The organism is Crossiella sp. CA-258035 (assembly GCF_030064675.1).
Classification (GTDB): Bacteria; Actinomycetota; Actinomycetes; order Mycobacteriales; family Pseudonocardiaceae; genus Crossiella.
Map to the genome: position 1 here is coordinate 8,431,442 of NZ_CP116413.1, position 24,650 is coordinate 8,456,091.

A 24,650-nucleotide genomic window follows, 5' to 3' on the forward strand; every position below is an offset into this window, starting at 1 on the left:
GCTGACGGCGGAACCTTGACACGATCTGGTGCTTAATCCGTCAAGAAATTCATCCGGCTGGCCGCATCCCCCGGTTCACTAGAACGGAGCAACCACGAGGGTAACCACGCAGATCGGGCGGCCAACCGCCGTCCGGACGCGTCGGTACGGCCTAACACCGTGGTCAGAGCGTCGCGAGCGCCATTCCGGTGATATCCGACCCGATCGGGTTCAGCCTCCGACAGCAGTAACGCTGGCGGCCAGACGAGCGGCCAGAGACCGTGCCGACTGGCGTTTTTGATCACCCTGCGTAGAAAATCCACTCCGGTGGGTAACCCGAGGACCTGCTCCGTCACGCCCAGGACCAGCTCTGACTTGGTTTGATGGCGCACCGAAGACGTGGTGTGAGCTACGTCACATGCCAGTTTACTGGCTGGTAGGGCCCGGTGCGGATGACCTTGGGCGAGCGCGATCTCGGCCTCGACCCAGCCGATGCGGACCCGGGGACGCCAGGAGGGGTCACTTCCGAGAGTCGAAACCGCTTCACCGTGCAACCGGGCGGCGGCGGTGAGGCGACCGCGGCCGATCGCGTCGGCGGCCAGGCCCAGGAGGACGTCGACGACGATGGCGCGGAGGGACTCGGGAGAGGGCGGGGGCTCGGCGGGCGGGGCGGTGGGCCGCGCGGCGGCGGGCGCGGCGGGCAGGGTCGCGGCGGTCAGCGGCGCGGCGGTGGCGGGCGGGGTGGCGATCAACGGCGTGGCGGCGGGCGCCGCGGTGGCGGTCAGCGGCGCGGTGGCGGGCGGCAGGGGGTAGAGCCCCGCTTCGGCGAGCCTGCGCAGGGCCTCTCCGTCATATCCCGCGGCCGCGGTGTGCGCGCCCAGCTGCCTGCGGTGCGAGGCCAGCGCGGTCCAGGCCGCGGCGGACAGCACCGGGTCCGGGCCGCGGCCCAGGCGGGTGAGGGTGGTCAGGGCGGCGGCGTAGTGGCCCTGGCCCCCCAGGGCGACCGCGGCGTACCAGGCGGCCCAGCCGGTGGTGGCGGCCTCGGCGAAGACGTTCTCGGCCGGGCGGTCGCCGAAGGCCGCCGCCCGCACCCGGTCCAGGTTCACCCCAGGGACGCTTCCAGACGGGCCGCGGTCTCGGCGAGGGTGCCTGCCCGGCGGATCCGGTCGGGCAGCTCGGCCTCCGCCCAGCCCGGTCCGCAGGCGAACATCGGCACCCGGCCCTTGACCCGGTGGAAGAACCTCGGCTCGGCCTGGCCAGGGTCGGCGGCCCAGAACAGGATCGCGGCCGGGGACAGTCGCCGGGCCAGCGCGGCCAGCGCCTCGGCAGGGAAGGCGGCCAGCAGCACGGTGGCCGGGATGCCCCGCTGGACGAGCGCGGTGGCCAGCACCCTGGGCGGCAGCGCGGCCGGGTCGGCGGAGAACAACAGCACCGGGTTGTCATGGGCGGGCAGGGGCGCGCCTACCTCGGCGGTGGCCAGCGCGGCGCGCACGCACTGCGCGGCCAGGTGGCTGACCGGGGCCAGCTCGCGTTCGGCCAGCGCGGCCAGCACCGGGCCGGCCAGCTGGTCCCAGGCCGCGGCCACCCCGTCCTCGGCGATGGCCTCGGCGAGCACCGCCTGCGCGGCCGGGGCGTCCATGGCCAGCAGCGCCCGGCCCAGGCCGCGGGCCCGGCGGCTCGCGCCCGGCAGCCGCAGGCCGCGGCCGATCCGGTGCGCGGGCCTGCGCGGCGGTTCGGCCGGGGCGTCGGTGTCCTCGGTGGAGCTGCGGGCGTAGCGGGCGGCCTCGGCCGGGGCCGCCCCGCGCAGCAGCGCGCGGTGCATCCGCTCCAGCCGGGCGATGTCGGCGGGGCCGTAGCGGCGGTGCCGCCCGGTGGTGTGGTCGCTGGGACCGAGGCCGTAGCGGCGGTCCCAGGTGCGCAGGGTGGCCGGGGCGACGCCGAGCCGGCCGGCCATCGCGGCCACGGTCAACCAGAGGGAGGACTCCTCGTCGCCAGTTCTCGGGACGAGCGCGGACGGCGCGGGATGTCGCCGCGTCGGCCGGGGTATACCCGGACCTGTCGATCTCGTCACGTGTTCATGTTCAGGTCGGGGTCACCCGGTCGGCAACCTGAGTCAGGTGGTGCAGGCCGCTGACAAGCCATTTTGATCACCCGGCGTTGAACTAGGTCTGACGAGCCTAGCGATTGAACAAGTTTTGGCGCGGTTCTACGGTTGATCAAGGTTAGATCCGGGCACCCCACGGCACGACGACACATCAACTCCGGCAAGAAGGTGGTCGCGATGGCTGACACCCGGCGACTCCCCGGCCCGAACGCGGACCTGTGGGACTGGCAGTTGCGCGGCTCCTGCCGCGGTATGGACAGTGCGTTCTTCTTCCACCCCGACGGTGAGCGGGGACCAGCAAGGGCACGGCGCGAGGCCAAGGCCAAAGCGGTGTGCGAGGCGTGCCCAGTGCTCGCCCAGTGTCGTCGGCACGCTCTCGCCGTCCAGGAGCCGTACGGCATCTGGGGCGGGATGTCGGAGTCCGAACGAGAGTCGATCATCAGCAACCGCCGGCGCAAGCTGGCCCTGACCCCAGCTCCGGCCTGAACCCGCCGGAGTCCGCCGCCATACGCGCAGCCACCGCACAACCCCTTCTGACGACTTAGGGCGACACCCCCGGATCCGGGAGGTGCCGCCCTTGTCGTTCGTCACGCGTGCTTCGTTACCAGCCGAAGGTCAGTGGCCGTGCCCGTGACCGTGGCCGTGCCCGGAGCCCGCGGGCTCGTCGTCCTTCTTCTCCACCACGGACGCCTCGGTGGTGAGCACCATCCGGGCGATCGAGGCGGCGTTGGCCACCGCGGAACGGGTGACCTTGACCGGGTCGACCACACCGTCGGCGATCAGGTCGCCGTAGGTGAGGGTGGCCGCGTTGAAGCCCTGGCCCCACTCCGAGTCCTTGACCTTGTGCACCACGACCGAGCCTTCCAGCCCGCCGTTGGCCGCGATCCAGAACAGCGGCGCGTTGAGCGCCTCGCGCACGATGGCCACACCGGTGGCCTCGTCGCCGGTCAGGCCCAGGTTGCCGTCGAGCTCCTTGGCCGCGTGCACCAGGGCGGAACCGCCGCCGGGCACGATGCCCTCCTCGACCGCGGCCTTGGTGGCGGCGACCGCGTCCTCGATGCGGTGCTTGCGCTCCTTGAGCTCGGTCTCGGTGGCCGCGCCGACCTTGATCACCGCGATGCCGCCGGAGAGCTTGGCCAGCCGCTCCTGGAGCTTCTCGCGGTCCCAGTCGGAGTCGGTGGCCTCGATCTCCCGGCGGATCTGCTCGATGCGCGCGTCCACCCCGGCCCGGTCGCCACCGCCGTCGACGATGGTGGTGGTGTCCTTGGTGACCACGACGCGGCGAACCTTGCCGAGCACCTCCAGACCGACCTCGGAGAGCTTGAGCCCGACCTCGGGCGCCACCACCTGGCCGCCCAGGACGGCGGCGAGGTCGTCCAGGAACGCCTTGCGGCGGTCACCGAAGTACGGCGCCTTGACCGCGGTGACCCGCAGCGTCTTGCGCAGCGAGTTGACCACCAGGGTGGACAGGGCCTCGCCCTCGACGTCCTCGGCGATGATCAGCAGCGGCTTGCCGGCCTCGGCGGTCTTCTCCAGCACCGGCAGCAGGTCGGCCAGGGCGGAGATCTTGTCCTTGTGCAGCAGGACGAAAGCGTCCTCCAGCACGGCCTCCTGCGCCTCCTGGTCGGTGGCGAAGTAGGCGGAGATGTAGCCCTTGTCGAACTGCACGCCCTCGGTCACGTCCAGCTCGGTGGCCAGGCTGGAGGACTCCTCGACGGTGATCACACCGTCTTCGCCCACCCGCTCGATGGCCTCGCCGAGCAGCGCGCCGATCGACTCGTCGCGGGAGGCGACGGTGCCGACCTGGGCGATGTTGTCGCGGCCCTTGACCGGGGTGGCGCGCGCCTTGAGCGCCTCCACCACGGCGTCCGAAGCCGCCTGGATGCCCTTGCCCAGCGAGGCCGGGTTGGCGCCGGCGGCCACGTTGCGCAGGCCGACCCGGACCATGGCCTGGGCCAGCACGGTGGCGGTGGTGGTGCCGTCGCCGGCCACGTCGTTGGTCTTGGTGGCCACGGTCTTGGCCAGCTGCGCGCCCAGGTTCTCGAAGGCGTCGGGCAGCTCGATCTCCCGCGCGATGGTCACACCATCGTTGGTGACGGTGGGGCCGCCGAACTTCTTGTCCAGCACGACGTGCCTGCCGCGCGGGCCAAGGGTGACCTTGACCGCGTCGGCCAGCTGGTTCACCCCGCGCTCGAGCGCCCGGCGAGCCTGCTCGTCGAAGCTGATGTGCTTAGCCATCTCTTCCCTTCTCCTTCTCGTGCCCTGCACGTAGAACCGCCCCGTGACCCCCGGAGGGGCCGCCGGGGCGGATCAGGTGCTCAGCAGCAGGTCGTCACTTCTGGATGACGGCCAGCACGTCGCGGGCGGAGAGGATCAGGTACTCCTCGCCGTTGTACTTGACCTCGGTGCCACCGTACTTGGAGTAGATGACAACGTCGCCGACGTTCACGTCCACCGGGACGCGGTTGCCCTTGTCGTCCACACGACCCGGCCCAACGGCCAGGACGGAGCCCTCCTGGGGCTTCTCCTTGGCGGTGTCCGGGATGACGATGCCGGACGCGGTCGTCGTCTCGGCCTCGCTCGCCTGGACGAGGATCTTGTCCTCGAGCGGCTTGATGTTCACGCTCACCGGTTTGACCTCCGTAGGTCTTCGAAAGCGTTGGCAGGTAGTTGAGTTACGGCTCCTACCATCCCGTCGTCGCGGGTGCCGGGGCGGTGAAGCGCCGTTCGTTTGGCACTCTACCCCTGAGAGTGCCAACGCTCAACGACGGCCCCTCGGAACGAGTGAGCGGTATCTCTCAGCCTCGGTCGAGCGCCCCCTGGCCGCGGCGAGTTCCGCGAGGTCACGATACGCACCCGGCTCGCCTGCCGTGACCAGACCCAGCAGTTCGGACTCGGCCTCGGCCAGCCTGCCCTCCGCCCAGAGCAGGTGCGCCAGGTTGTACCGGGCCAGGTCGTCCCCCGCGGCCACGGCCGCCCGGTAGACCGCCTCGGCCGAGGCCGGGTCGCCGAGGTGCTCGCTGTAGTAGTTGCCGAGGGAGTTGACCGCCTCGCTCTCCCCGGCGGCCACCCCGGCCCGCAGCAGCTCGACGCCCTCGGCCTCGCGCCCGGCGTCGAAGAACTGGTCGGCCAGCTGCACCCGGGCCATGGCCAGGTCACTGGGATCGGCCAGCTCGGCCAGCGCCCGCCACAGGATCTGCTCGGCCTCGGCCCGCCGGTCCTCCAGCTCGGCGATCTCGGCCGCCTCGAAGAAGGTCTCCGCGTCGCCGAGGGCCATGCCCAGGTCCAGGGCGGCGAACATCTCCTGGCGTTCGCCCAGGTCGCGGTGGGCGCGGGCGAGCTGGGCATGCGCCTCGGGCAGCCCGGCCGCGACCGCCGCGGCGAAGACCTCGACCGCGGCCCGCGACCGGTGGTTGCGGCGGAGCAGCCTGCCGAGCTTGAGCAGGGCCTGCTGCTCGCCCAGCTCGACCGCCCGGCGGAAGGCGGGCTCGGCCCTGGCCGCGGCGTGCGCGTCCTCGTCCAGCAGCAGCGCGTACTGGTAGGCGGAGTGCCGCTGGCCGCTCGCCGCGCCCTCGGCGAGCAGGCGCTCGGCCTCGGCGGCCCGCTGCTCGAAGCGCAGCACGATGCCCAGCTCGGCGCGGGCGCAGTCGGCCAGCACCGGGTCGGCGTCGGCGAGCAGGCCGCGCAGCAGCCGCTCCTGCTCGGCCGGGTCGCCGTCGGCCTCGGCCAGCTGGGCCTGGCCCATCACCGCCCAGCGCTCGCCCAGCCGGGCGGCGATGCCGAGCTGCTCGCGGGCCTCCTCGGTGTACTCGCCCAGCTCGACCAGGGCCATGCCCAGCGCCTGGTGCGCGTCCAGGCAGCCGGCCACCACGGCCTTGCGGTAGCTGTGCACGGCCTGTTCGAGCAGCGTGCGGTCGCGGGCGGGCAGGTAGCGCTGGCGGAGCACGTTGCCCAGGTTGTAGTGCGCGTGCTCGCCACCGGCGGCGATGGCCCGGCGGAAGCAGTCCTCCGCCCGCTGCCAGCGCCGCTGGTCGGCCAGCGCCATCCCCAGCTCGTTCCACTGCACGGCGCTGGCCCCGTCCCGTTCGGCCCGGCCCAGCCGGTCGTCCAGCCAGCTCATACCTCAACCGTAGGCCCGGAGTTCCGGGAAGTTCACCGCGCCGTGCCGAGGTGGCAACCAATGGTGGCTGGTGCGCGTCACGCGTACGGGCGTGGGATCGGGGGGTTCCCACTGACCGGAGGTCCACCACCATGCGCGTGTCCCGACGCTCCGCCCTGCTCGGCGGCGCTGCCACTCTCGCCCTGACCACCACCCTGCCCGCGGTCGCCGCCCCCTCCCGCAAGCTCGCCGACCCGTTCACCCTTGGCGTCGCCTCCGGTGACCCGACCCCGGACGGCGTGGTGCTGTGGACCCGCCTTGCGGTGTCCCCGCTGAACGAGGACGGCCTCGGCGGCATGCCGGACCGGGTGGTGCCGGTGCACTGGGAGGTGGCCGAGGACGAGCGGTTCCGCCGGATCGCCCGGCGCGGGGTGGCGCACGCCCGGCCGGAGTCCGCGCACACCGTGCACGTGGAGGCAGGCGGGCTGCGCGCCGGCCGCGAGTACTTCTACCGCTTCCGCACCGGCGGCGAGATCTCCCCGGCAGGCCGCACCCGCACCGCGCCCGGCCCCGAGGTGCTGCGCACCGAGCTGACCATGTGCTTCGCCTCCTGCTCGCACTACGGCCAGGGCTACTTCACCGCCTACCGCCGCCTGGCCGAGGACCACCCGGACCTGATCCTGCACCTGGGCGACTACCAGTACGAGTACGCCGCGGGGGCCAACGAGGTGCGCAAGGTGCTCGGCCCGGAGACCCGCACACTGGCGAACTACCGGCTGCGGCACGCCCAGTACAAGACCGACCCGGACCTCCAGCTCGCACACGCCACCGCGCCCTGGCTGGTCGTCTGGGATGATCATGAAACCGAGAACAACTGGGCCGACGAGGTCCCCGAGCAGCCGGACCCCAACTTCCTGGCCCGGCGGGCCGCGGCGTTCCAGGCCTACTACGAGAACATGCCGCTGCGCCGGACGTCCAAGCCCAACGGCATCGACCTCCAGCTGTACCGGCGGATCCGCTGGGGCGGGCTGGCCGACTTCCACATGCTGGACACCCGCCAGTACCGCAGCGACCAGGCCTGCGGCGACGGGGTGAAGGCGGGCTGCGAGGCCCGGCTGGACCCTGCTCGCTCGATCACCGGTGTGGACCAGGAGCGCTGGCTGCTGGACGGCCTGCACCGCTCCCGCGCCCGCTGGAACGTGCTCGGCCAGCAGGTCTTCTTCGCCCAGATCGACCTCACCCCCGGCACTCCCGAGGGCTTCAACATGGACGCCTGGGACGGCTACAAGGTCAACCGGGACAAGATCGCCGCCGGGCTCGGCCAGACCCGCAACGCGGTGGTGCTCACCGGCGACGTGCACCGGCACTGGGCGGCTGACATCAAGGCCGGTTACGGCGACCCGACCTCCAGGACGGTGGGCGTCGAGCTGGTCACCACCTCGATCACCAGCGGCCGGGACGGCAACGACGACCCGAACGCGGCGGTGCTCGCGGAGAACCCGCACGTGAAGTTCCACAAGAACCGGCGCGGCTACGTGCGGACCAAGTTCACCCCTGGCGAGCTGCGCGCGGACTTCCGCACGCTGCCCTACGTGACCAAGCCGGACGCGCCCGCCGAGACCGCGGCCAGCTTCCTGGTGCAGGACCGCGAGCCCGGACTGCACCGGGCCTGAGGCGGGATCTTCACCCACGTCTGGTAGCAGTGGGGCGTGGAGTTCTGGGAACGGCTGATCAGTGTGCAACCGGCGCCGCCGCAGTGGGTCGTGCTGACGACGGCGCTGGTCGCGCTGGTCGTCGTGCTGGCCAACGGGCCGTGGCGGCTGGCGCGCAACGTGGTGACCATCGTGCACGAGGCAGGGCACGGGCTGATCGCGGTGCTGGTCGGGCGGCGGCTGAGCGGGATCCGGCTGCACTCGGACACCTCAGGCGTGACCACCTCCCGGGGCAGGCCGACCGGGCCGGGCATGGTCCTCACCGTCCTGGCCGGGTACATCGCGCCCTCGCTGCTCGGCCTCGGGCTGGCCGCGCTGCTCGGCGCGGGGATGATCACGCTGCTGCTGTGGGTGTGCACCGCGTTGCTGCTGCTGGTGCTGATCATGGTGCGCAACGTCTACGGCGCGGTGCTGCTGCTGGTCACCGGTGGCGCGCTGGTGGCGGTCTCGGTGCTGGCCGACAGCGCGGTACAGGCCGGGTTCGCCTACCTGGTGACCTGGTTCCTGCTGATCGGCGGGGTGCGGCCGGTGCCGGAGCTCCAGCGCAAGCGGCGGCGGGGCCGGGCCAGGGACTCCGACGCGGACCAGCTGGCCAGGCTCACCGGGCTGCCGGGGATCTTCTGGGTCACCGTGTTCGGGCTGGTGGCGCTGGGCGCGCTGGCGCTGGGCGGGAACTGGCTGCTGGCCGAGGTCCTGGACGGCTGGTCGCTGCGGCCCTGACCACGCCCGCGAGCACGGCCAGGGTCAGCGCGTCCGGGCGCAGCAGCGCTGGCCGCGCAGCGCCTGCCAGGTGGCCAGCGCGACCAGGCCGAGGTAACCGGCCCCGGCCCATGCGCAGGTCGCCGCCGGTGGTGCTCCAGCCGGTGAGCGGCAGGCCGGGGCCGCAGTCGGGCACGCCGACGCTGTGCGCGCCCACCACCGGACCGGGCAGCGGCTGGCTCGCCCTCGGCAGCGTCATCAGGCCGCCCATGGCCAGGCCGAGCAGCGAGATGCCGGTGCCGCCAGGCCCAGGTCAGGCCGTAGAGCGCGTTGGACACCGCGAACTTGAACGGCTTGAGCCACAGCGGCGCGCCGAGCACGGTCCGCTCGTCGAAGGCCAGCCCGGCCAGCGCGAGCACCGCCATCGCGGCCGAGCACACCAGCAGTGGTCGATGCCAGCCCGCCATGTCTGCTGAGCGCCGAGTCGGGCGTCCCGGTCGGGACGATCAAGTTCTACCTGCGCGAACAGCTGCTGCCGCCCGGCGAGCGGACCAGCCCCAACCAGGCCCGCTACACCGAGGCGCACGTCCGGCGGCTCAAGCTGGTCCGCGCGTTGATCGAGACCGGCGGCTGCTCGGTGGCCGAGGTGCGCAGGGTGGTGGAGACCGCGGTGGTCGGCACCGTGCTCGGCGATGCCCTGTTCGCCGCGCTGCGCAGGCTCGGCGACCAGCACCAGGCGGCCAAGCGGTTCGGCTCAGCCGCCGTAGACCAGCGGTAGCGAGGGGTCCGCGGACAGCGTCAGCGGCGAGGGGTCCGCACCGGCGGCCACCACGTGCGCGCCCAGCGCGGCGATCATCGCGCCGTTGTCGGTGCACAGCCTGGGCCTGGGCACCCGCAGCTCGATCCCGGCCGCCGCGCAGCGCTCGGCCGCCAGCTCCTTGAGCCGCGAGTTGGCCGCCACCCCGCCGGAGATCACCAGCGTGCCCACGCCCAGCTCGGTGGCCGCGCGCACCGCCTTCATGGTGAGCACGTCCGCGACCGCCTCCTGGAAGCTGGCCGCGACATCGGCCACCGGGATCGGCTCGCCCGCGCGCTCCCGCTGTTCGACCCAGCGGGCCACCGCGGTCTTGAGGCCGGAGAAGGAGAACATGTGCCGCGCGTCCCTCGGGCCGGTCAGGCCGCGCGGGAAGTCGATGGCCTTGGCGTTGCCCTGCCTGGCCAGCTTGTCGATGGGCGGGCCGCCGGGGTAGGGCAGGTCGAGCACCCTGGCCACCTTGTCGTAGGCCTCGCCCGCGGCGTCGTCGATGGTGGCGCCGATCTCGGTGATCTTGCTGACCAGGTCCTCCACCAGCAGCAGCTGGCTGTGCCCGCCGGAGACCAGCAGCGCGAGGCAGCGACTGGGCAGCGGGCCGTGCTCCAGGGTGTCCGCGGCCACGTGCCCGGCCAGGTGGTTCACCCCGTACAGCGGCTTGCCCGCCGCGCTGGCGTAGGCCTTGGCCGCCGACACCCCGACCAGCAGCGCGCCCGCGAGCCCCGGTCCGGCGGTGACCGCGACGGCGTCCACATCGGACAGTGACAGCTTCGCGGTGTCCAGCGCCCTGCGCATGGTGGGCACCATGGCCTGCAGGTGCGCCCGGCTGGCGATCTCGGGCACCACGCCGCCGAAGCGGGCGTGCTCCTCGACGCTGGAGGCGACCTCGTCGGCCAGCAGCTCCAGGTGGCCGTCCGGACCGCGCCGGACGATGCCGACGCCGGTCTCGTCGCAGGAGGTCTCGATGCCCAGGACGATCATGCTGTTCTGCTCTCTGCGGTGGGCGTCCGGCGCATGGTGAAGGCGTCCGCGCCGGAGGGCTGGTAGTAGCGCTTGCGCACGCCGAGCTTCTCGAAGCCCTGCCGTTCGTAGAGCGCGATGGCCGGTTCGTTGTCGGTGCGCACCTCCAGGAACACGGTGGCGTTCACCTGGGCCACGTGCGCCAGCAGGTCGAGCAGCAGCGCCTTGCCGATGCCGTTGCCCTGCCAGTCCGGGTGCACCGCGATGGTGTGCACCTCGGCCTCCGCCTGCGGCGGGCCGACCAGCAGCGCGATCCCGGCGTAGCCGATCAGCTCGCCCTCGGCGTAGGCGCCGACGTAGTGGTGCCCGGCGTCGATCTCGGCGGCGAAGGCGGGCTCGGACCAGGGGTCGTCCCCGGCGAAGAGCTCCGCCTCCATCTCCGCGCAGCGCTTGAGGTCCTCGCGGCGCAACGGTCCGATGTGGACGGTCATGCCGGGCTCACCCGCTTGCGGCCGGCGGGTTCCACCGCGTCCGGGCGGCGCAGGTAGAGCGGGGTGAGCGGCGCGGGCTCGCCGGAGAGCGCGGACTCCGCGGCACGCACCAGGCCCACCGGGGTCGGGTACTCCGCGGCCAGCACGGCCAGGCCGAACAGCTCGGCGTGCTGGGCGGCGACGTGCCCGGCGACCTGGGTGATGCCCAGCCCGGCCAGCTCGCCGGTGAGCAGCTCGGCCACCGCGTCCGGGCGGTCCACCCGCGGGCCGGTGACGTTGCGCCCGGCCGCGTCGTAGGCCGACCAGTACACCTCGCGGCGGCGGGCGTCGGTGACCACCAGCAGCCCGGCCTCGTGGCTCGCGCCCGCGGCGATCGCGTCCAGGGTGGAGACCGGGTGCACCGGCTTGTCCAGGGCTTGCCCGAACGCGGCCGCGGTGACCATGCCCGCGCGCAGGCTGGTGAACGGGCCAGGACCGGCGCCGGTGACGATCGCGGCCAGCTCGGCCAGCGCGATCCCGGCCGCCTCCGCGACCTGGTGCACCTGCGGGGTGAGCAGCTCGCCGGCCGCTCTCGGATCGAGGGTCACCCGCTCGGCGAGCAGCCGCGGACCGGAGTCCGCCAGCGCGACGACCCCCGCGGTGATGGCGGGGGTGGCGGTGTCCAGGGCGAGCACGAGCACGCGGACAAGCCTACGAGACCCCGGGCGCGCAGGGCCGTTCGACCTCTTGACCAGGTGATCGGCCAGCGACTAAGCACGACCCGACATCCGGATCTGGGGAGGCAAGCACGTGCTGACACGCCGTAGAAGACACCGCCTGACGGTGGTGGCCGCCGCGGTGCTCACCGCGGGCACCGCGCTGCTGGGGACGCCGGTGGCCGGTGCCGCTCCCGCGCAGCCGGAGCGGGTGACCAAGGGCGAGGACCCGGCCAACGGCCCCGACCGCAACGAGGTCGCGGCCACCGACACCCCGGCCGGGCGCAGCGGCCTGCGCGCCCACGGTGCGAACAAGGTCACCAAGAAGGACGGTTATCCCAGGCAGACCCAGCTGCGGGTGTTCCCGGAGGAGCCCAGCGACTCCTCGATCAAGCTCGGTCTCGCCCCGTACCACTCGATCGCGCCCAAGCTGAACGAGATCCAGCAGCGCAGCGACCGGGTGTCGGTGGAGGTGGTCGGCCAGTCGGGTCTCGGGCGGGACCTGTACCTGGTCACCCTGACCGCGCCGGAGCGCCCGCAGGAGACCAGGCAGCAGGACGCCTGGCGCGCGGAGATCGAGAACGACCCGCGCTCGGCGGCTCGGGACAACCGGCTGCGCCGGGAGTACAAGGCGCCGGTGTGGATCAACGCGAACATCCACGGCGACGAGTACGAGGGCACCGACGGCGCCCTGCGCATGATCGACTACCTGGCCACCACCAGCGACCGCAAGGCGCTGGAGCTGCTGCGGCAGCACCGGGTCTACTTCAACGTCTCGGCCAACCCGGACGGCCGGGTGAGCGGGGTCCGGGCGAACGCGAACAACTTCGACCTCAACCGCGACTTCGTCACCTCCTCCCAGCCGGAGGGCCGGGTGATGCGGGACCTGGCGATCCGCACCCAGCCGGTGGCCATGCTGGACGAGCACGGCTACGTCGGCGGCACCCTGATCGAGCCGACCGGCCCGCCGCACGGCCAGAACTACGACTTCGACCTCTACATCAAGCACGGTTACGCGGCCGGCCTGAAGATGGAGCAGGGCGTCAAGGCGCTCGGCCACGCCGAGGCGCAGAACGTGCAGATCCCGTTCCGGGACTACCCGGTCGGCGAGTGGGACGGCTGGGCGCCGGTGTTCACCGCGCAGTACGCCATGTTCCACGGCGCGGTGGCTTACACCATCGAGGTTCCGTTGCAGGTCAACCGGGGCGCGTACCAGAGCCTGCCGGTCAGCGAGCTGCGCAGGCGGGCCGCGGTCAACACCGACGTGGTGGAGTCGACCATCCGCAGCACCCTGGACTACGTCTCGGCCAACCGCGCGGACATGATCTCCAACCAGATCGAGGTCTTCCGCCGCGGCGCGGCCGGTGAGGCGCTGCGGCCGATCCCGGACGGCTTCGTGCCCGGCTTCGGCCCGGAAGACCGGTACAGCACCAAGTTCCCGCGCGCCTACGTCATCCCGGCCGGTCCGACTCAGCGCTCCGGCGCGGCCGCGGCCCGGCTGGTGGACCACCTGGTCGCGCACGACGTGCGGGTGACCAGGGCGGAGCGGGCGTTCTCGCTCAACGGCCGGACCTACCCGGCTGGCTCGTACGTGGTGGACATGCACCAGGCCAAGCGGGCGCTGGCCAACGTGATGCTGGAGCAGGGCGGGGACGTCTCCGAGCGGGCGCCGCTGATGTACGACATCTCCGGCTGGAGCCACCGCCTGCTCTGGGGCGCCTCGGTGGACGTGGCCGTCTCCGGCGACCTGCGGGTGCAGGGCAAGCCGGTGGCCGCGGCCTCGCCGACCGGTGGCGTGGACGCCGCGCCGGGCAAGGACCTCACGCTGACCGTGCGCGACGGCAAGGATGCCAGCGCGGTCAACGACCTGCTCGGCCGGGGCATCGAGCTGCGCCGCCGCGCGGACGGCTCGATCGTCGTGCCCGCCTCGGCGCGGGTGGACGCGATCCAGGTCGCCGACCGCTACGGCGTGCGCTTCGGCCTGGCCGCCACCGGCGAGCCGGGCAGCCCGCTGCGCAGGCTCACCATCGCGGCCGCGGTCGGCCCGGACGAGCTGTTCGCGTTGCGGGACATGGGCTTCGACGTGCGGCCGGTGTCCACCACGGTGCTCAACAACGGTTTCGACCTCAGCCGGATGGATGTGCTCTTCGCCTCCTCCGGGCTGTCCTTCACCGGCCTCAACCCGGCCGCGAAGACCGCGTTGCAGGCGTTCCTGGCCCGTGGTGGCGTGGTCACCCGCGGCGCCACCGGCAGCGCGTTCAACACCCAGGCGGGGCTGCTGCCGGTGAAGCCGGTGCAGGGCAAGGGCGATGCCAACGGCGTGGTCACGGTGACCAACAACGCGGCCGGGGTCATCGGCGCGGAGGCGCTGCCGAACTCCTTCGTCTACTCGCCGCAGTGGTTCACCGAGATCGGCGCCGGGGTGACCGTGGAACAGCGCTACGGCAACGGGAACCCGCTCGCCTCCGGGCACTGGACGTCCAATGAGGACGGTTCCGGCGGCCCGGCGGCGGCCGGTGGCCAGGCCGCGGTGGTCTCGGGCACGGACGAGTCCGGCGCGCGGGTGGTGCTCTTCGGCACCGAGCCGATGTTCCGGGCGCACCCGAAGGGGCTGTACAGCCAGGTCGCGAACGCCATCTACTGGTCCGCGACCCGCTGAGCGGCACGGGTTCCGGCGGGGCTGAGCCTCGCCGGAACCCGGCCGCCGTCAGCCTTGGCGCAGTCCGGCCAGCAGCCGGGGCGTGCCCGACACCGTGGCCACCCGCACCTCGTCCTCGCGCCGCTCCAGCCGGATCAGCAGGTGCTCCTCGGCCAGCCCCTCGGCCACGCCCTCGCCCCACTCGACCACGACCGCCGAGGTGGTCAGGTCGGTCTCCAGGTCCAGGTCCTCCAGCTCGTCGAAACCGCTGAGCCGGTAGGCGTCCACGTGCACCAGCGGGATGCCGCGCTCGCCCGGCTTGTGCGCCCTGGCGATCACGAAGGTCGGCGAGCTGACCTGCCCGCGCACGCCAAGACCGGCGGCGATCCCCCTGGTCAGCGCGGTCTTCCCGGCGCCGAGCGGCCCGGCGAGCAGCACCAGGTCACCGGCGGCCAGCAGCGCGCCGAGCCGGGCGCCGAATGCCTCGGTGTCCGCCACCTGGGGCAGTTCGATCGTCCACAGTGCACTGTCCACAGTGGTCATGCCTTTCGCCACCAACGCTTTCCGCTCCCGGGGCTGGCACAGCGCCGGATGAGTTCGGTCAGTTTCCCGGTCACCAGCCCGGCCTGCTCCAGCATCACCATGTGCCCGGCCCCGGTGGCGCGCACCAGCTCGGCGTCCGGCAGCTCGGCCGCGATGGCCTCGGAGTGCGAGTACGGGGTCAGCCGGTCCGCGTCGCCGCCCAGCACCAGCACCGTGCAGTGCCGAAGGCCGGCCAGCGCGGCGTACCGGTTGTGCGTCTCCAGGGTGGACAGGAAGTCGGTCATCACCTCGACCGGGGTGTCGTCGATCATCCGGTCCATCAGGTCCACCAGCGAGGGGCTCACCTCGCGGTCGCCGAAGGCCAGCCGCCGCACCACGCTCCAGGTGATCTCGCCGCCCACCTTGCGCACCCACTCGACCACGCCGGGCAGCGTGCCGGCCACCTTGCCCACGCCCAGGGTCACCGGGTTGTACCGGGACAGCAGCGGCCGGGGCAGGCCGGAGCTGCCCACCTTGCCCGCCGCGGTGCCGATCAGCGCGACCCCGCGCACCCGGTCCACGAACAGCTCGGGCTGCTGCTCGGCCAGCGCCATGATCGTCATACCGCCCATGGAGTGCCCGACGAGCACCAGCGGCCCGTCCGGGGCCAGCGCGCGCAGCACCGCGTCCAGGTCCCGGCCCAGCTGCTCGATGGTCGCGGTGTCCCTGCCCGCGCGGCCGGAGCGGCCGTGCGAGCGCTGGTCGTAGAGCACCAGCCGGATCCGCGGGTCGACCAGCTCGGGCAGGTCCCGGCGCTGGAAGTGCCAGCAGCGGCGGTCCAGGGTGTAGCCGTGCACCAGCACCACGGTCAGCTCGGCCTTGCCGCCGTCGGCCGGGTCGACCTCCTCGCAGGCCAGCGGCGTGCCGTCGTCGGCGGCCACGGTGGACTGCCGGTCCGGGCGCAGCTCGCCCAGCTCCTCGTCGGTGAACGGGTCGTCCTCGGCGCCGCCCGCGCGCTGGGCCTTGATCCGGCGGGTCTGGGTGGCCGCGCCGACCGCGCCCGCGCCGACGGCCGCGCCGAGCACGCCGCCCGCGATGCCGACGGCGCGCCAGATCCGGTTCATCCGCGGCCCCGGTAGCTGCGCCGCACCCGCGGCCGGTACATGCCGGTGACGATCTCGTAGTGGATGGTGCCGATCTTGTCAGCCCACTCCTGCGCGGTGGGTTCGCCCTGGTCACCCGGCCCGAACAGGATGACCTCGTCGCCCTCGGCCACCTCGGCGTCGCCGCAGTCCACCACGATCTGGTCCATGCAGATCCGGCCGACCACCGGCAGCCGCCGCCCGCCCAGGAAGACCTCCATCCGGCCGGAGAGTGCCCTGGGCACGCCGTCGGCGTAGCCCACCGGCACCAGGGCCAGGCTGGTCTCCGCGGGCGCGGTCCAGGTCAGGCCGTAGGACACGCCGGTCCCGGCCGGCACCCGCTTCACCCTGCTCACGCTGGAGCGGAAGGTCATCGCCGGGCGCAGCTGCTCGCCGCCGTGGCCGGGCACCGGGTTCAGGCCGTAGCCCGCGATGCCCACCCGGACCAGGTCGAAGTGCAGGTCAGGCCGCAGCAGGGTGGCCGCGGAGTTGGCCAGGTGCCGCATCGGCCGCAGGCCCAGCTCCAGCGCGGTCCGGTAGGCCTGCGCGAAGACCTCGGCCTGCTGGTCGGTGGCCGGGCTGTCCGGCTCGTCCGCGCTGGCCAGGTGCGACCACAGGCCGACCACCTCGACCGCGCCGTCGGCCGCGGCCTTGGCCGCCGCCTCGAACAGGCCTTGCCAGCTGCCCGGCTCGGCCCCGTTGCGGGACAGGCCGGTGTCCACCTTGATGTGGATCCGCGCGGCCCGCCCGGTCGCCGCCACCCCCGCCAGCACCCCGGCCAGCTCGGCCCGCGAGGACACCGACAGGTCGACCTCGGCGGCGATGGCCGCGCTGAAGTCCTGCTCCACCGGGTACAGCCAGCACAGCACGGGCGCGGTGATCCCGGCGGCGCGCAGTTCCAGCGCCTCCTCCGGCGCGGCCACCCCGATCCAGGTCACCCCGGCGGTCAGCGCGGCCTTCGCCACCTCGACCGCGCCGTGGCCGTAGCCGTCGGCCTTGACCACGGCCATGGTCGCCGCGCCGGAGGCGGCGGCCAGCCCGGCCAGGTGGGCGTAGTTGTGCCGCAGCGCCGCCGTGTCGATCACGGTCTCGGCGCGGGCGGAGCGCGTCTGGTCAGCCATAACACCGTCAATGGTGTCACAAGGATCCGCCGGGCAGCCCAGGAGCGCCTCAGCCGATCCGCCGCCGCGCCAGCACCTCCAGCTCGGCCCGCTGCGCGCCCACCGCCTGCTCGACCTCCTCGGCCGCCAGCGCCCCGCAGTCCAGCCCGCGCACCAGCCCGATCGCCAGCGCCTGCGCGGTGGCCGGCTCGTCCAGCACGGTGCCCGCGATCCGGTCCCGGTAGGCGCGCAGCCGCGCGGCCGCGGCCGGGAAGGCCTCCCGGTAGAAGGCGTAGGTGGCCAGGAACCGGGTGGGCAGCTGGTGCGGGTGCAGGTCCCAGCCCTGGTAGTAGGCGCTGTCCAGGGACCGCCGGACCAGCCGGGCGTGCAGCCGCCAGCCCGCGTGCACCTCGGCGCTGCCGCCCACCGGCAGGATGTTGGTGGACCCGTCGGACAGCCGCACCCCGGTGCCCGCCGCGGCCAGCAGCATCACCATCCGGGCGTGCTCGGCCACCGGGTGGGCCATGCTCTGCAGCGCCGCGGTGACCCCGCAGGCCGCGCTGTAGTCGTAGGTGCCGTAGTGCAGCCCGGCGCACCGGCCCTCGCTGGCGTGCACCATCTCGGCCACGGTGGCCCGCCCGTCCGGGCCCAGGATCGCCTGGGTGGTCTCCACCTGGAGCTCGAACCGCAGCGTGCCCTCGGCCAGCCCGAGCTCCTGCTCCAGCCGCCCGCACAGCCACACCGCGGAGGTGACCTGCGCGGCCGAGGTGACCTTCGGGAAGGTGATCACGAACCCCGGCGGCAGCCCGCCGTCGACCAGCTCGGTCAGCAACAGCGCCAGGCTGCGCAGCCCGCGCCGCCGCAGCGCAGGTTCCAGGCCCTTGGGCCGCACGCCGCAGAACGGCGGCGCGGTGCCTGCCGCCAGGTCCTCGCGCAGCGCCCGCCCGGCCGAGCGGGCCGCCGCGTCCTCCTCGGCCTCGCCGGGTGCGCCGAAGCCGTCCTCCAGGTCGACCCGCAGGTCCTCGATCGGCTCCGCGGTCAGCTTGGCCAGCACCCGGCCGCGCAGCCCGGCCGCGCCGTCCACCCCGGTGGCCGCGGCCAGCGCGGCCCCGTCCGGGGCGTGCTCGGCCAGCGCCGCCCGCGCCTGCGCGCCCCAGGCCGCGGCCAGTCCTGGCCGGACCCGGTCGGCCGGCACGTAGACGGTGTGCACCGGTTGCCGCCCGCCGGGATCGCCCGGATAGGCCCGGTCCCGCTCGAAGTCCACAGTGGATAGTTGCCGGTCGAGCTCGCCCGCTATCGCGTCCAGGTCCACTGTGGACTCTCCTAGGTCGTGACGATCCGCTGGTATGCGGGCAGGGTGAGGAAGTCGGGGTACTCCTGGGCCAGCGTCACCTGCTCGAACACCTCGGCCGCCTGGTCCAGGTGGGCCAGGTGTTCGCCGCGCAGGTGCGCGGTGACCTCGGCCAGCACCCGGCGCACCAGGTCCGCGGTGACCGGCTCGCCGGTGTCCAGGCCGACGTCGTTGTAGATCCACTGCCACAGCTGGGACCGGGAGATCTCCGCGGTGGCCGCGTCCTCCATCAGGTTGTGGATGGCCGCCGCGCCGTTGCCGGACAGCCAGGAGGCGATGTAGCGCACCCCGACGTCCACCGCGCTGCGCAGCCCGGCCGCGGTCGCCGCCCCCTCCGCGGAGGCCACGTCCAGCAGCTGCTCGGCCTTGACCTGCACGTCCTCCCGGGTCCGGCCCAGCTGGTTGGGCTCATCGCCGAGCACCGCGTCGAAGACCTCGCGGCAGACCGGCACCAGGTCGGGGTGGGCCACCCAGGACCCGTCGAAGCCGTCCTCGGCCTCGCGCTGCTTGTCCTCGCGGACCTTGGCCAGCGCGGTCGCGGTGACCTCGGGGTCGCGCCGGTTCGGGATGAACGCGGCCATCCCGCCCATGGCGAAGGCGCCGCGCCGGTGGCAGGTGCGCACCAGCAGCTCGGTGTAGGCCCGCATGAACGGCGCGGTCATGGTGACGCTGTTGCGGTCGGGCAGCACGAACTCGGGCCCGGAGTCGCGGAAGGTCTTGATGATGCTGAACAGGTAGTCCCAGCGGCCCGCGTTCAGCCCGGCGGCGTGCTCGCGCAGCTCGTAGAGGATCTCGTCCATCTCGAAGGCGGCCGGGATGGTCTCGATCAGCACGGTGGCCCGCACGGTGCCCTGCGGGATGCCCAGCTCGGCCTGGGCCTGGGTGAACACGTCGTTCCACAGCCGGGCTTCCAGGTGGCTTTCCAGCTTGGGCAGGTAGAAGTAGGGGCCGCTGCCGCGGGCGAGCAGCTCGGCCGCGTTGTGGAAGAAGTAGAGCCCGAAGTCCACCAGCGCCCCGGCCACCGGCTCGCCGTCCACCAGCAGGTGCGCCTCGTCCAGGTGCCAGCCACGCGGCCGCACCACGACCACCGCGTGCTCGACGTCCTCGCGCAGCGCGTACCGCTTGCCCTCCGGCGTGCTCAGCTCGATCGTCTTGCGCACCGCGTCGGCCAGGTTGACCTGGCCGGAGACCACGTTGCGCCAGTGCGGGGTGTTCGCGTCCTCCAGGTCGGCCAGCCACACCTTGGCCCCGGAGTTGAGCGCGTTGATCGCCATCTTCCGCTCGGTCGGCCCGGTGATCTCGACCCGCCGGTCCCGCAGGTCGGCGGGGGCCTGCGCCACCCGCCACTCCGACTCGCGGATCTCCCTGGTCTCCGGCAGGAAGTCCAGCCGCCGGTCCGCCGCGGCCTGGGCCCTGCGCTCGGCCCGCCGGGCGAGCAGCTCGCGCCGCCGCGCCCCGAAGGCCCGGTGCAACCCGGCCACGAAGTCCAGCGCCGCGGGCGTGAGCACCTCCTCGCCCCGCTCGACCGGCTCGCCCAAGACGCGGATCTGGCTCATCCACTCACCCCGCTGTGTCCGTCCTCGCACACCTGGGACCACCCTATGGACACCTGCGGCGAGTCGGCACCCTCAAATACTGGAACTGCCGGTTCCCAACCCGGATGCCGACCGCAGCGCGCGGATCGCCCCGGGCAGCACGTCCACCAGCACCGAGGCCGAGGTCGGCGCGTCCCGCGCGGCCAGCTGTCCGGCCACCTCGTGCGCGCGCACCGCGCAGCCCGCGGCCAGCAGCGGGTCCATGCCACCGGCCAGCAGCGCGCCGATCAGACCGGAGAGCACGTCACCCGACCCGGCGGTGGCCAGCCAGGCCGAGCGGGCCGGGTTGACCAGCACCCGGCCGTCCGGCGCGGCGATCACGGTGGCGTGGCCCTTGAGCAGCACCACCGCGTTGGTGCGCTGCGCGGCGCGGCGGGCCGCGGCCACCCGGTCCTCGCCGACCGTGCCTGCCAGGCGGGCGAACTCGCGGTCGTGCGGGGTGAGCACCATCGGGGTGTCCGGGTCGCGCTCGTCCCAGAGCGACTCGTCCGCCGCCAGCAGGGTGATCGCGTCGGCGTCCGCGCAGACCGGCACACCGGCGGCCAGCACCTGGCGCAGCACCTCCGCGCCCGCGGTGCCGGTGCCGAGGCCGGGGCCGACCACCCAGGCCTGCACCCGGCCGGCGTCGGTGACCGAGCCGGTGGCCACCACCTCCGGCCAGCGGTCCCGCACCGGGTCGGCGGCCTCGCCCGCGTAGCGCACCATGCCGGAGGTGGCCCGGATGGCCGCGCCGGTGGCCAGCACCGCCGCGCCGGGGTAGACCGCGGACCCGGCGGCCAGGCCGGTGACGCCCTGGGTGTACTTGTCATCGCTCGCGCCGGGCACCGGCCAGCGCGCGCCGACCTCGGCGTCGGAGAGCACCACCAGCTCGGGTTCGCCCAGGTCGTCGCCGATGCCGATGTCGATGAGGCAGACCTCGCCGCAGTGCCCGGCGGCCAGCACGTGCACCGGTTTGAGGCAGCCGAAGGTCACCGTGGCGGCGGCGTGCACGGCCGGGCCGGACACCACGCCGGTGTCCGGGTCCACGCCACTGGGCAGGTCCACCGCCAGGATCGGGGCCGCCACCTGCTCGACCAGCTCAGCCGCCGCTGGCCGCAGCGGACCGCGGGCGGACAACCCGACGATGCCGTCCAGCACCAGGTCGGCGGCCCGCACCGCGGCCAGGTGGTCGGTGGCGATCCGGCCGCCTGCCCGGCGCAGCGCGGCCAGCCCAGCGGGGTGCGCCCGCTCCGGGTCCAGCAGCACCGCCTCGACGGCGACCCCGCGCCGCCGCAGGAAGTGCCCGGCCCACAGCGCGTCCCCGCCGTTGTTGCCCGCGCCCACCAGCAGCGTCACCCGCCGCCCGGACACACCGCCGGTCAGCTCTGCCAGCATGCCGATGGCGTAGGTGGCCAGGCCGAAGGCGGCCCTGCGCATCAGCGCGCCCTCGGGGACCCGCTGGAACACCTCGTGCTCGGCCGCCCTGACCCGGTCGGCGCCCCAGACGCCGCTCACTCGACGGTGACCGACTTGGCCAGGTTGCGCGGCTTGTCCACGTCGTAGCCGCGCGCGCGGGCGATCTCCGCGGCCAGCACCTGCAGCGGGATGGTGGAGACCAGCGGCTGCAACAGGGTGGGCACCGCGGGCAGCTCGATCAGGTCGTTGGCGAAGGGCCGCACCGTCTCGTCGCCCTCCTCGGCGATCACGATGGTGCGCGCGCCGCGGGCCCTGATCTCCTGGATGTTGGACAGCAGCTTGCTGTGCAGCACCGCCCGGCCCTTCGGCGAGGGCATGACCACCACGACCGGCAGCCCCTCCTCGATCAGCGCGATCGGCCCGTGCTTGAGCTCACCGGCGGCGAAGCCCTCGGCGTGCATGTAGGCCAGCTCCTTGAGCTTGAGCGCGCCCTCCAGGGCCACCGGGTAGCCCACGTGGCGGCCGAGGAACAGCACCGCCTTGGCGTCGGCCAGCTCCCGCGCCAGCTCACGCATCCGGTCCACTGTGGACAGCACCTGGCTGACCGCGGCCGGCATCGCCGCCAGCTCGTGGAACTCGCGTGCCACCTCGTCCGGGTACTTGGTGCCGCGGGCCTGCGCCAGGGCCAGGCCGACCAGGTAGTTGGCCGCGATCTGGGCCAGGAACGCCTTGGTGGAGGCGACCCCGATCTCCGGCCCGGCGTGGGTGTAGAGCACCGCGTCGGACTCGCGCGGGATCTGCGCGCCGTTGGTGTTGCAGACCGCCAGCACCCGGGCCTTCTGCCCGCGGGCGTGCCGCACCGCCTCCAGGGTGTCCGCGGTCTCGCCGGACTGGGAGACCGCCACCACCAGGGTGGAGCGGTCCAGCACCGCGTCCCGGTAGCGGAACTCGCTGGCCAGCTCGACCTCCACGGGCAGCCGGGTCCAGTGCTCGATGGCGTACTTGGCGACCAGCCCGGAGTGGTAGGCCGAGCCGCAGGCCACCACGAAGACCTTGTCCACGTCCCGCAGGTCCTGGTCGGACAGGCGCTGCTCGTCGAGCACGATCCGGCCGTCCTGGAAGTGCCCGCGCAGCGTGTTGGCCAGCGCGTCGGGCTGCTCCTCGATCTCCTTGAGCATGAAGTACTCGTGGCCGCCCTTCTCCGCGGCCGCGAGGTCCCAGTCCACGTGGAAGGGCGTGCACGGCGCGTCCTCGCCGTGGAAGTCGGTGACCCGGTACCCGGCGCGGGTCAGCTCGACCACCTGGTCCTGGCCCAGCTCGACCGCGTCCCTGGTGTGCTCGATGAAGGCGGCCACGTCGGAGGCGACGAAGTTCTCCCCCTCGCCGACCCCGACCACCAGCGGCGAGGACCGCCGCGCGGCGAGGACCAGGTCCGGGTGGTCGGCATGCGTGACGACCAGGGTGAACGCGCCCTCCAGGCGGCGGCAGACCAGCCGCACCGAGGCGGCCAGGTCACCGGCGGTCTCGCCCTCGCGGTAGGCGGCGGCGATCAGGTGCGCCGCGGTCTCGCTGTCGGTGTCGCTGGCCGGTTCGACCCCGGCGGCCTCCAGCTCGGCGCGCAGCGCGATGAAGTTCTCGATGATCCCGTTGTGCACCACGGCCAGCTTGCCGGTGCCGTCCCGGTGCGGGTGCGCGTTGCGGTCGGTCGGCGCGCCGTGCGTGGCCCACCGGGTGTGGCCCATGCCGCTGGTGCCGGCGAAGCCGTCCCGGCCGACCTCGTCCAGCCTGGTCTCCAGGTTGACCAGCGGCCCGGCCTTGCGCTCCACGGCCAGTCCGCCACCGCCGTCCAGCACGGCCACGCCAGCCGAGTCATAGCCCCGGTACTCCAGCCGCCGCAACCCGTCCAGCACGACGGTCAGAGCTGGTCGATGTCCTACGTATCCCACGATCCCGCACACTCGGGACAGGGTAGGCGCTGCCGTCGGCGGAGTCGGATTGGTCCAAACCTCGGGCCGACGCCAGCCGGGCGGGGCGGTATCCACTACCGTCCGGGGCATGGCACGCGCGGTCAAGGCCCTGACGGCCAAGCAGGCGCTGGTGACGCTGACCCGCCCCGGTCCGCACAAGGTGCTGCGCGGCGACCTGGGCCTGATCGGCCTGCCCGGTGTGATCCTCACCCCAGCACAGGGCCTCGGGCTGCCCGCGGTGGCCTTCGGGCACGGCTGGCTGCAACCGGCCCGCCGCTACCTGGGCCTGCTCAAGCACCTGGCCTCCTGGGGCATCGTGGTCGCGGCCCCCGGCACGCACACCGGCGCACTGCCCAGCCACCGCCTGCTCGCCGCCGACCTGCGCACCGCGCTGGACGTGTGCACCGGCGTCCGCCTCGGCGAGGGCCAGCTCAGCGTGCACCCGGAACGGCTCGCGGTGGCCGGTCACTCCATGGGCGGCGGCGCGGCCGTGCTGTCCGCCGCCGAGGACGAGCGGGTCCGCGCCGTGGTCACCATGGCCCTGTCGGAGACCCGCCCCTCAGCCCTGGACGCCGCGCACCACTGCGCCATGCCCGGCCTGCACCTGTCCGCGGTGCAGGACCTGGTCGCGCCAACGGTCGGCCACGTCGAACCGGTCGCCCAGGCCTGGGCCGGACCGGTGCAGCTGCGGGGCATCACCAAGGCCACCCACCTGGCCTTCACCGAGGGCAGGCACTGGAGCGACCTGCTGCTGGACGGCCGGTCCCACCACACCACCCAGAAGCTGACCAAGGCGCTGACCACCGCGTTCCTGCTGCGCATCCTCACCGGCACCCGCGCCTACAGCGCACTGCTGGAGGAAGAGGTCCGCGGCTGCACGATCGACTACACCCGGGGCCCGCTGCCCACGGCCACACACCGCTGATCAGCCTCGCGGCGGCTGTCCCGCCCGGGGTGCGGCCGCGGCTTGCCCAGCGCCCGGTTCACCGGCGGCAGCAGGTACAGCAGGCAGCTTCTCGATCAGCCGCCACAGGTGCACACCGGCGAAGACCAGGCAGAGCCCGAGCAGGATGAACCTGGCCCAGGTCTGCCGGCACAGGGTCAGCACCGCGAAGATCAAGGATGTCGTTGGGCAGGTGCCCGGCACCGAGGTGGAACCCGCCGAGGCGGCTGCCACCGGCCACGCTCAGCCCGAAGCCGACCTACACCCCGGCGCTGACGACCACCCAGACGAACGCGACCACCACCGCGACCAGCGACGGCTTCCGCATCATTGGCGGCAGCAGCCCTGGCGGCCCTGACGATGTCCCCGGTGACGGCATCCCCGGCGTCCCTGGGCCGAAGCCGGGCGGCGAGTAGCCGCCCGGTCCCTGCCCCCACCGCGGTCCGG

22 protein-coding genes and 2 pseudogenes are annotated in these 24,650 nt (G+C 73.5%); 7 read left to right on the forward strand and 17 right to left on the reverse strand.

Annotated elements, in window-relative coordinates; translation table 11 throughout:
• Positions 1 to 32: 32 nt before the first annotated feature.
• Together N8J89_RS38040 and N8J89_RS38045 are read right to left on the reverse strand one after the other, a co-directional pair.
• The gene (locus tag N8J89_RS38040; protein ID WP_283661750.1) at positions 33 to 1,085 is read right to left on the reverse strand and encodes a hypothetical protein; all 1,053 of its coding nucleotides are present in this window, start codon (positions 1,083 to 1,085) and stop codon (positions 33 to 35) included.
• Positions 1,082 to 1,933 (reverse strand): MerR family transcriptional regulator, encoded by an 852-nt coding sequence (locus N8J89_RS38045; RefSeq protein WP_283661751.1) that lies wholly within the window; start codon positions 1,931 to 1,933, stop codon positions 1,082 to 1,084. The genes N8J89_RS38040 and N8J89_RS38045 overlap by 4 nt, the downstream gene beginning before the upstream one ends.
• Before the next feature lie 327 nt (positions 1,934 to 2,260).
• Here N8J89_RS38045 and N8J89_RS38050 point away from each other — a divergent pair, with 327 nt between their 5' ends.
• A complete protein-coding gene (locus N8J89_RS38050; protein WP_256508920.1) occupies positions 2,261 to 2,569 on the forward strand; it encodes a WhiB family transcriptional regulator in 309 nt (102 codons plus the stop codon).
• A gap of 129 nt (positions 2,570 to 2,698) precedes the next feature.
• Here the strand turns inward: N8J89_RS38050 and groL are convergent, their stop codons facing one another.
• The 3 genes from groL to N8J89_RS38065 form a co-directional block, all read right to left on the reverse strand.
• Complete coding sequence (groL, locus tag N8J89_RS38055) at positions 2,699 to 4,321, reverse strand: chaperonin GroEL (RefSeq protein WP_283661752.1); 1,623 nt, start codon at positions 4,319 to 4,321, stop codon at positions 2,699 to 2,701.
• 94 nt (positions 4,322 to 4,415) lie between these two features.
• Positions 4,416 to 4,712 (reverse strand): co-chaperone GroES, encoded by a 297-nt coding sequence (gene groES, locus N8J89_RS38060; protein WP_185000304.1) that lies wholly within the window; start codon positions 4,710 to 4,712, stop codon positions 4,416 to 4,418.
• Positions 4,713 to 4,844: 132 nt separating this feature from the next.
• A complete protein-coding gene (locus N8J89_RS38065; RefSeq protein ID WP_283661753.1) occupies positions 4,845 to 6,203 on the reverse strand; it encodes a tetratricopeptide repeat protein in 1,359 nt (452 codons plus the stop codon).
• A gap of 131 nt (positions 6,204 to 6,334) precedes the next feature.
• Here N8J89_RS38065 and N8J89_RS38070 point away from each other — a divergent pair, with 131 nt between their 5' ends.
• Positions 6,335 to 7,855, forward strand: coding sequence for an alkaline phosphatase D family protein (locus N8J89_RS38070; RefSeq protein WP_283661754.1), 1,521 nt, complete (start codon positions 6,335 to 6,337; stop codon positions 7,853 to 7,855).
• A gap of 36 nt (positions 7,856 to 7,891) precedes the next feature.
• The gene (locus N8J89_RS38075; protein ID WP_502868382.1) at positions 7,892 to 8,614 is read left to right on the forward strand and encodes a M50 family metallopeptidase; all 723 of its coding nucleotides are present in this window, start codon (positions 7,892 to 7,894) and stop codon (positions 8,612 to 8,614) included.
• Here N8J89_RS38075 and N8J89_RS42040 read toward each other — a convergent pair.
• Positions 8,520 to 9,060, reverse strand: a pseudogene (locus N8J89_RS42040) (hypothetical protein). The gene N8J89_RS38075 and the pseudogene N8J89_RS42040 sit on opposite strands and share 95 nt — an antisense overlap.
• 2 nt (positions 9,061 to 9,062) lie before the next feature.
• On the opposite strand from N8J89_RS42040, the pseudogene N8J89_RS38085 reads away from it, so the two are divergent.
• A pseudogene (locus N8J89_RS38085) lies at positions 9,063 to 9,272 on the forward strand (MerR family transcriptional regulator); the annotation flags it as partial.
• Positions 9,273 to 9,347: 75 nt separating this feature from the next.
• Here the strand turns inward: N8J89_RS38085 and tsaD are convergent.
• Genes tsaD through tsaB form a run of 3 tightly spaced genes read right to left on the reverse strand, consistent with a single transcriptional unit; the run spans position 9,348 to position 11,535 of the window.
• Entirely contained in the window at positions 9,348 to 10,385 is a 1,038-nt protein-coding gene (tsaD, locus tag N8J89_RS38090) for a tRNA (adenosine(37)-N6)-threonylcarbamoyltransferase complex transferase subunit TsaD (protein WP_283661755.1), read from the reverse strand.
• Positions 10,382 to 10,855: a ribosomal protein S18-alanine N-acetyltransferase gene (gene rimI / locus N8J89_RS38095; RefSeq protein ID WP_283661756.1), complete on the reverse strand. Its 474-nt coding sequence runs from the start codon at positions 10,853 to 10,855 to the stop codon at positions 10,382 to 10,384. The genes tsaD and rimI overlap by 4 nt, the downstream gene beginning before the upstream one ends.
• Complete coding sequence (tsaB, locus tag N8J89_RS38100) at positions 10,852 to 11,535, reverse strand: tRNA (adenosine(37)-N6)-threonylcarbamoyltransferase complex dimerization subunit type 1 TsaB (protein WP_283661757.1); 684 nt, start codon at positions 11,533 to 11,535, stop codon at positions 10,852 to 10,854. Before tsaB ends, rimI begins: the two co-directional genes overlap by 4 nt.
• Before the next feature lie 109 nt (positions 11,536 to 11,644).
• On the opposite strand from tsaB, the gene N8J89_RS38105 reads away from it, so the two are divergent.
• Positions 11,645 to 14,209: a M14 family zinc carboxypeptidase gene (locus tag N8J89_RS38105; RefSeq protein WP_283661758.1), complete on the forward strand. Its 2,565-nt coding sequence runs from the start codon at positions 11,645 to 11,647 to the stop codon at positions 14,207 to 14,209.
• 48 nt (positions 14,210 to 14,257) lie between these two features.
• On the opposite strand, the gene tsaE is transcribed toward N8J89_RS38105, so the two are convergent.
• From tsaE to glmS, 7 genes are all read right to left on the reverse strand, one after another.
• Positions 14,258 to 14,731 (reverse strand): tRNA (adenosine(37)-N6)-threonylcarbamoyltransferase complex ATPase subunit type 1 TsaE, encoded by a 474-nt coding sequence (gene tsaE, locus N8J89_RS38110; RefSeq protein ID WP_283661759.1) that lies wholly within the window; start codon positions 14,729 to 14,731, stop codon positions 14,258 to 14,260.
• Complete coding sequence (locus tag N8J89_RS38115; RefSeq protein ID WP_283661760.1) at positions 14,728 to 15,834, reverse strand: alpha/beta fold hydrolase; 1,107 nt, start codon at positions 15,832 to 15,834, stop codon at positions 14,728 to 14,730. Before N8J89_RS38115 ends, tsaE begins: the two co-directional genes overlap by 4 nt.
• Positions 15,831 to 16,973, reverse strand: a complete 1,143-nt coding sequence (alr, locus tag N8J89_RS38120; RefSeq protein WP_283661761.1) for an alanine racemase — start codon at positions 16,971 to 16,973, stop codon at positions 15,831 to 15,833. Before alr ends, N8J89_RS38115 begins: the two co-directional genes overlap by 4 nt.
• 49 nt (positions 16,974 to 17,022) lie before the next feature.
• Complete coding sequence (locus N8J89_RS38125) at positions 17,023 to 18,264, reverse strand: DUF6986 family protein (RefSeq protein ID WP_283661762.1); 1,242 nt, start codon at positions 18,262 to 18,264, stop codon at positions 17,023 to 17,025.
• An 11-nt stretch (positions 18,265 to 18,275) separates the two neighbouring features.
• Entirely contained in the window at positions 18,276 to 19,859 is a 1,584-nt protein-coding gene (aceB, locus tag N8J89_RS38130; protein ID WP_283661763.1) for a malate synthase A, read from the reverse strand.
• A 72-nt stretch (positions 19,860 to 19,931) separates the two neighbouring features.
• A complete protein-coding gene (locus tag N8J89_RS38135) occupies positions 19,932 to 21,392 on the reverse strand; it encodes an NAD(P)H-hydrate dehydratase (protein ID WP_283661764.1) in 1,461 nt (486 codons plus the stop codon).
• The gene (glmS, locus tag N8J89_RS38140) at positions 21,389 to 23,251 is read right to left on the reverse strand and encodes a glutamine--fructose-6-phosphate transaminase (isomerizing) (protein ID WP_283661765.1); all 1,863 of its coding nucleotides are present in this window, start codon (positions 23,249 to 23,251) and stop codon (positions 21,389 to 21,391) included. Before glmS ends, N8J89_RS38135 begins: the two co-directional genes overlap by 4 nt.
• A gap of 97 nt (positions 23,252 to 23,348) precedes the next feature.
• On the opposite strand from glmS, the gene N8J89_RS38145 reads away from it, so the two are divergent.
• Positions 23,349 to 24,185, forward strand: a complete 837-nt coding sequence (locus N8J89_RS38145) for a dienelactone hydrolase family protein (protein WP_283661766.1) — start codon at positions 23,349 to 23,351, stop codon at positions 24,183 to 24,185.
• Here the strand turns inward: N8J89_RS38145 and N8J89_RS38150 are convergent, their stop codons facing one another.
• Positions 24,186 to 24,380 carry a hypothetical protein gene (locus N8J89_RS38150; protein WP_283661767.1) on the reverse strand — a complete coding sequence of 65 codons (195 nt, stop codon included), beginning with the start codon at positions 24,378 to 24,380 and terminating at the stop codon, positions 24,186 to 24,188.
• Between the two features lie 2 nt (positions 24,381 to 24,382).
• Between N8J89_RS38150 and N8J89_RS38155 the strand changes: the two genes are divergently transcribed.
• The gene (locus N8J89_RS38155) at positions 24,383 to 24,619 is read left to right on the forward strand and encodes a hypothetical protein (protein WP_283661768.1); all 237 of its coding nucleotides are present in this window, start codon (positions 24,383 to 24,385) and stop codon (positions 24,617 to 24,619) included.
• The last annotated feature ends 31 nt before the right edge of the window (positions 24,620 to 24,650 follow it).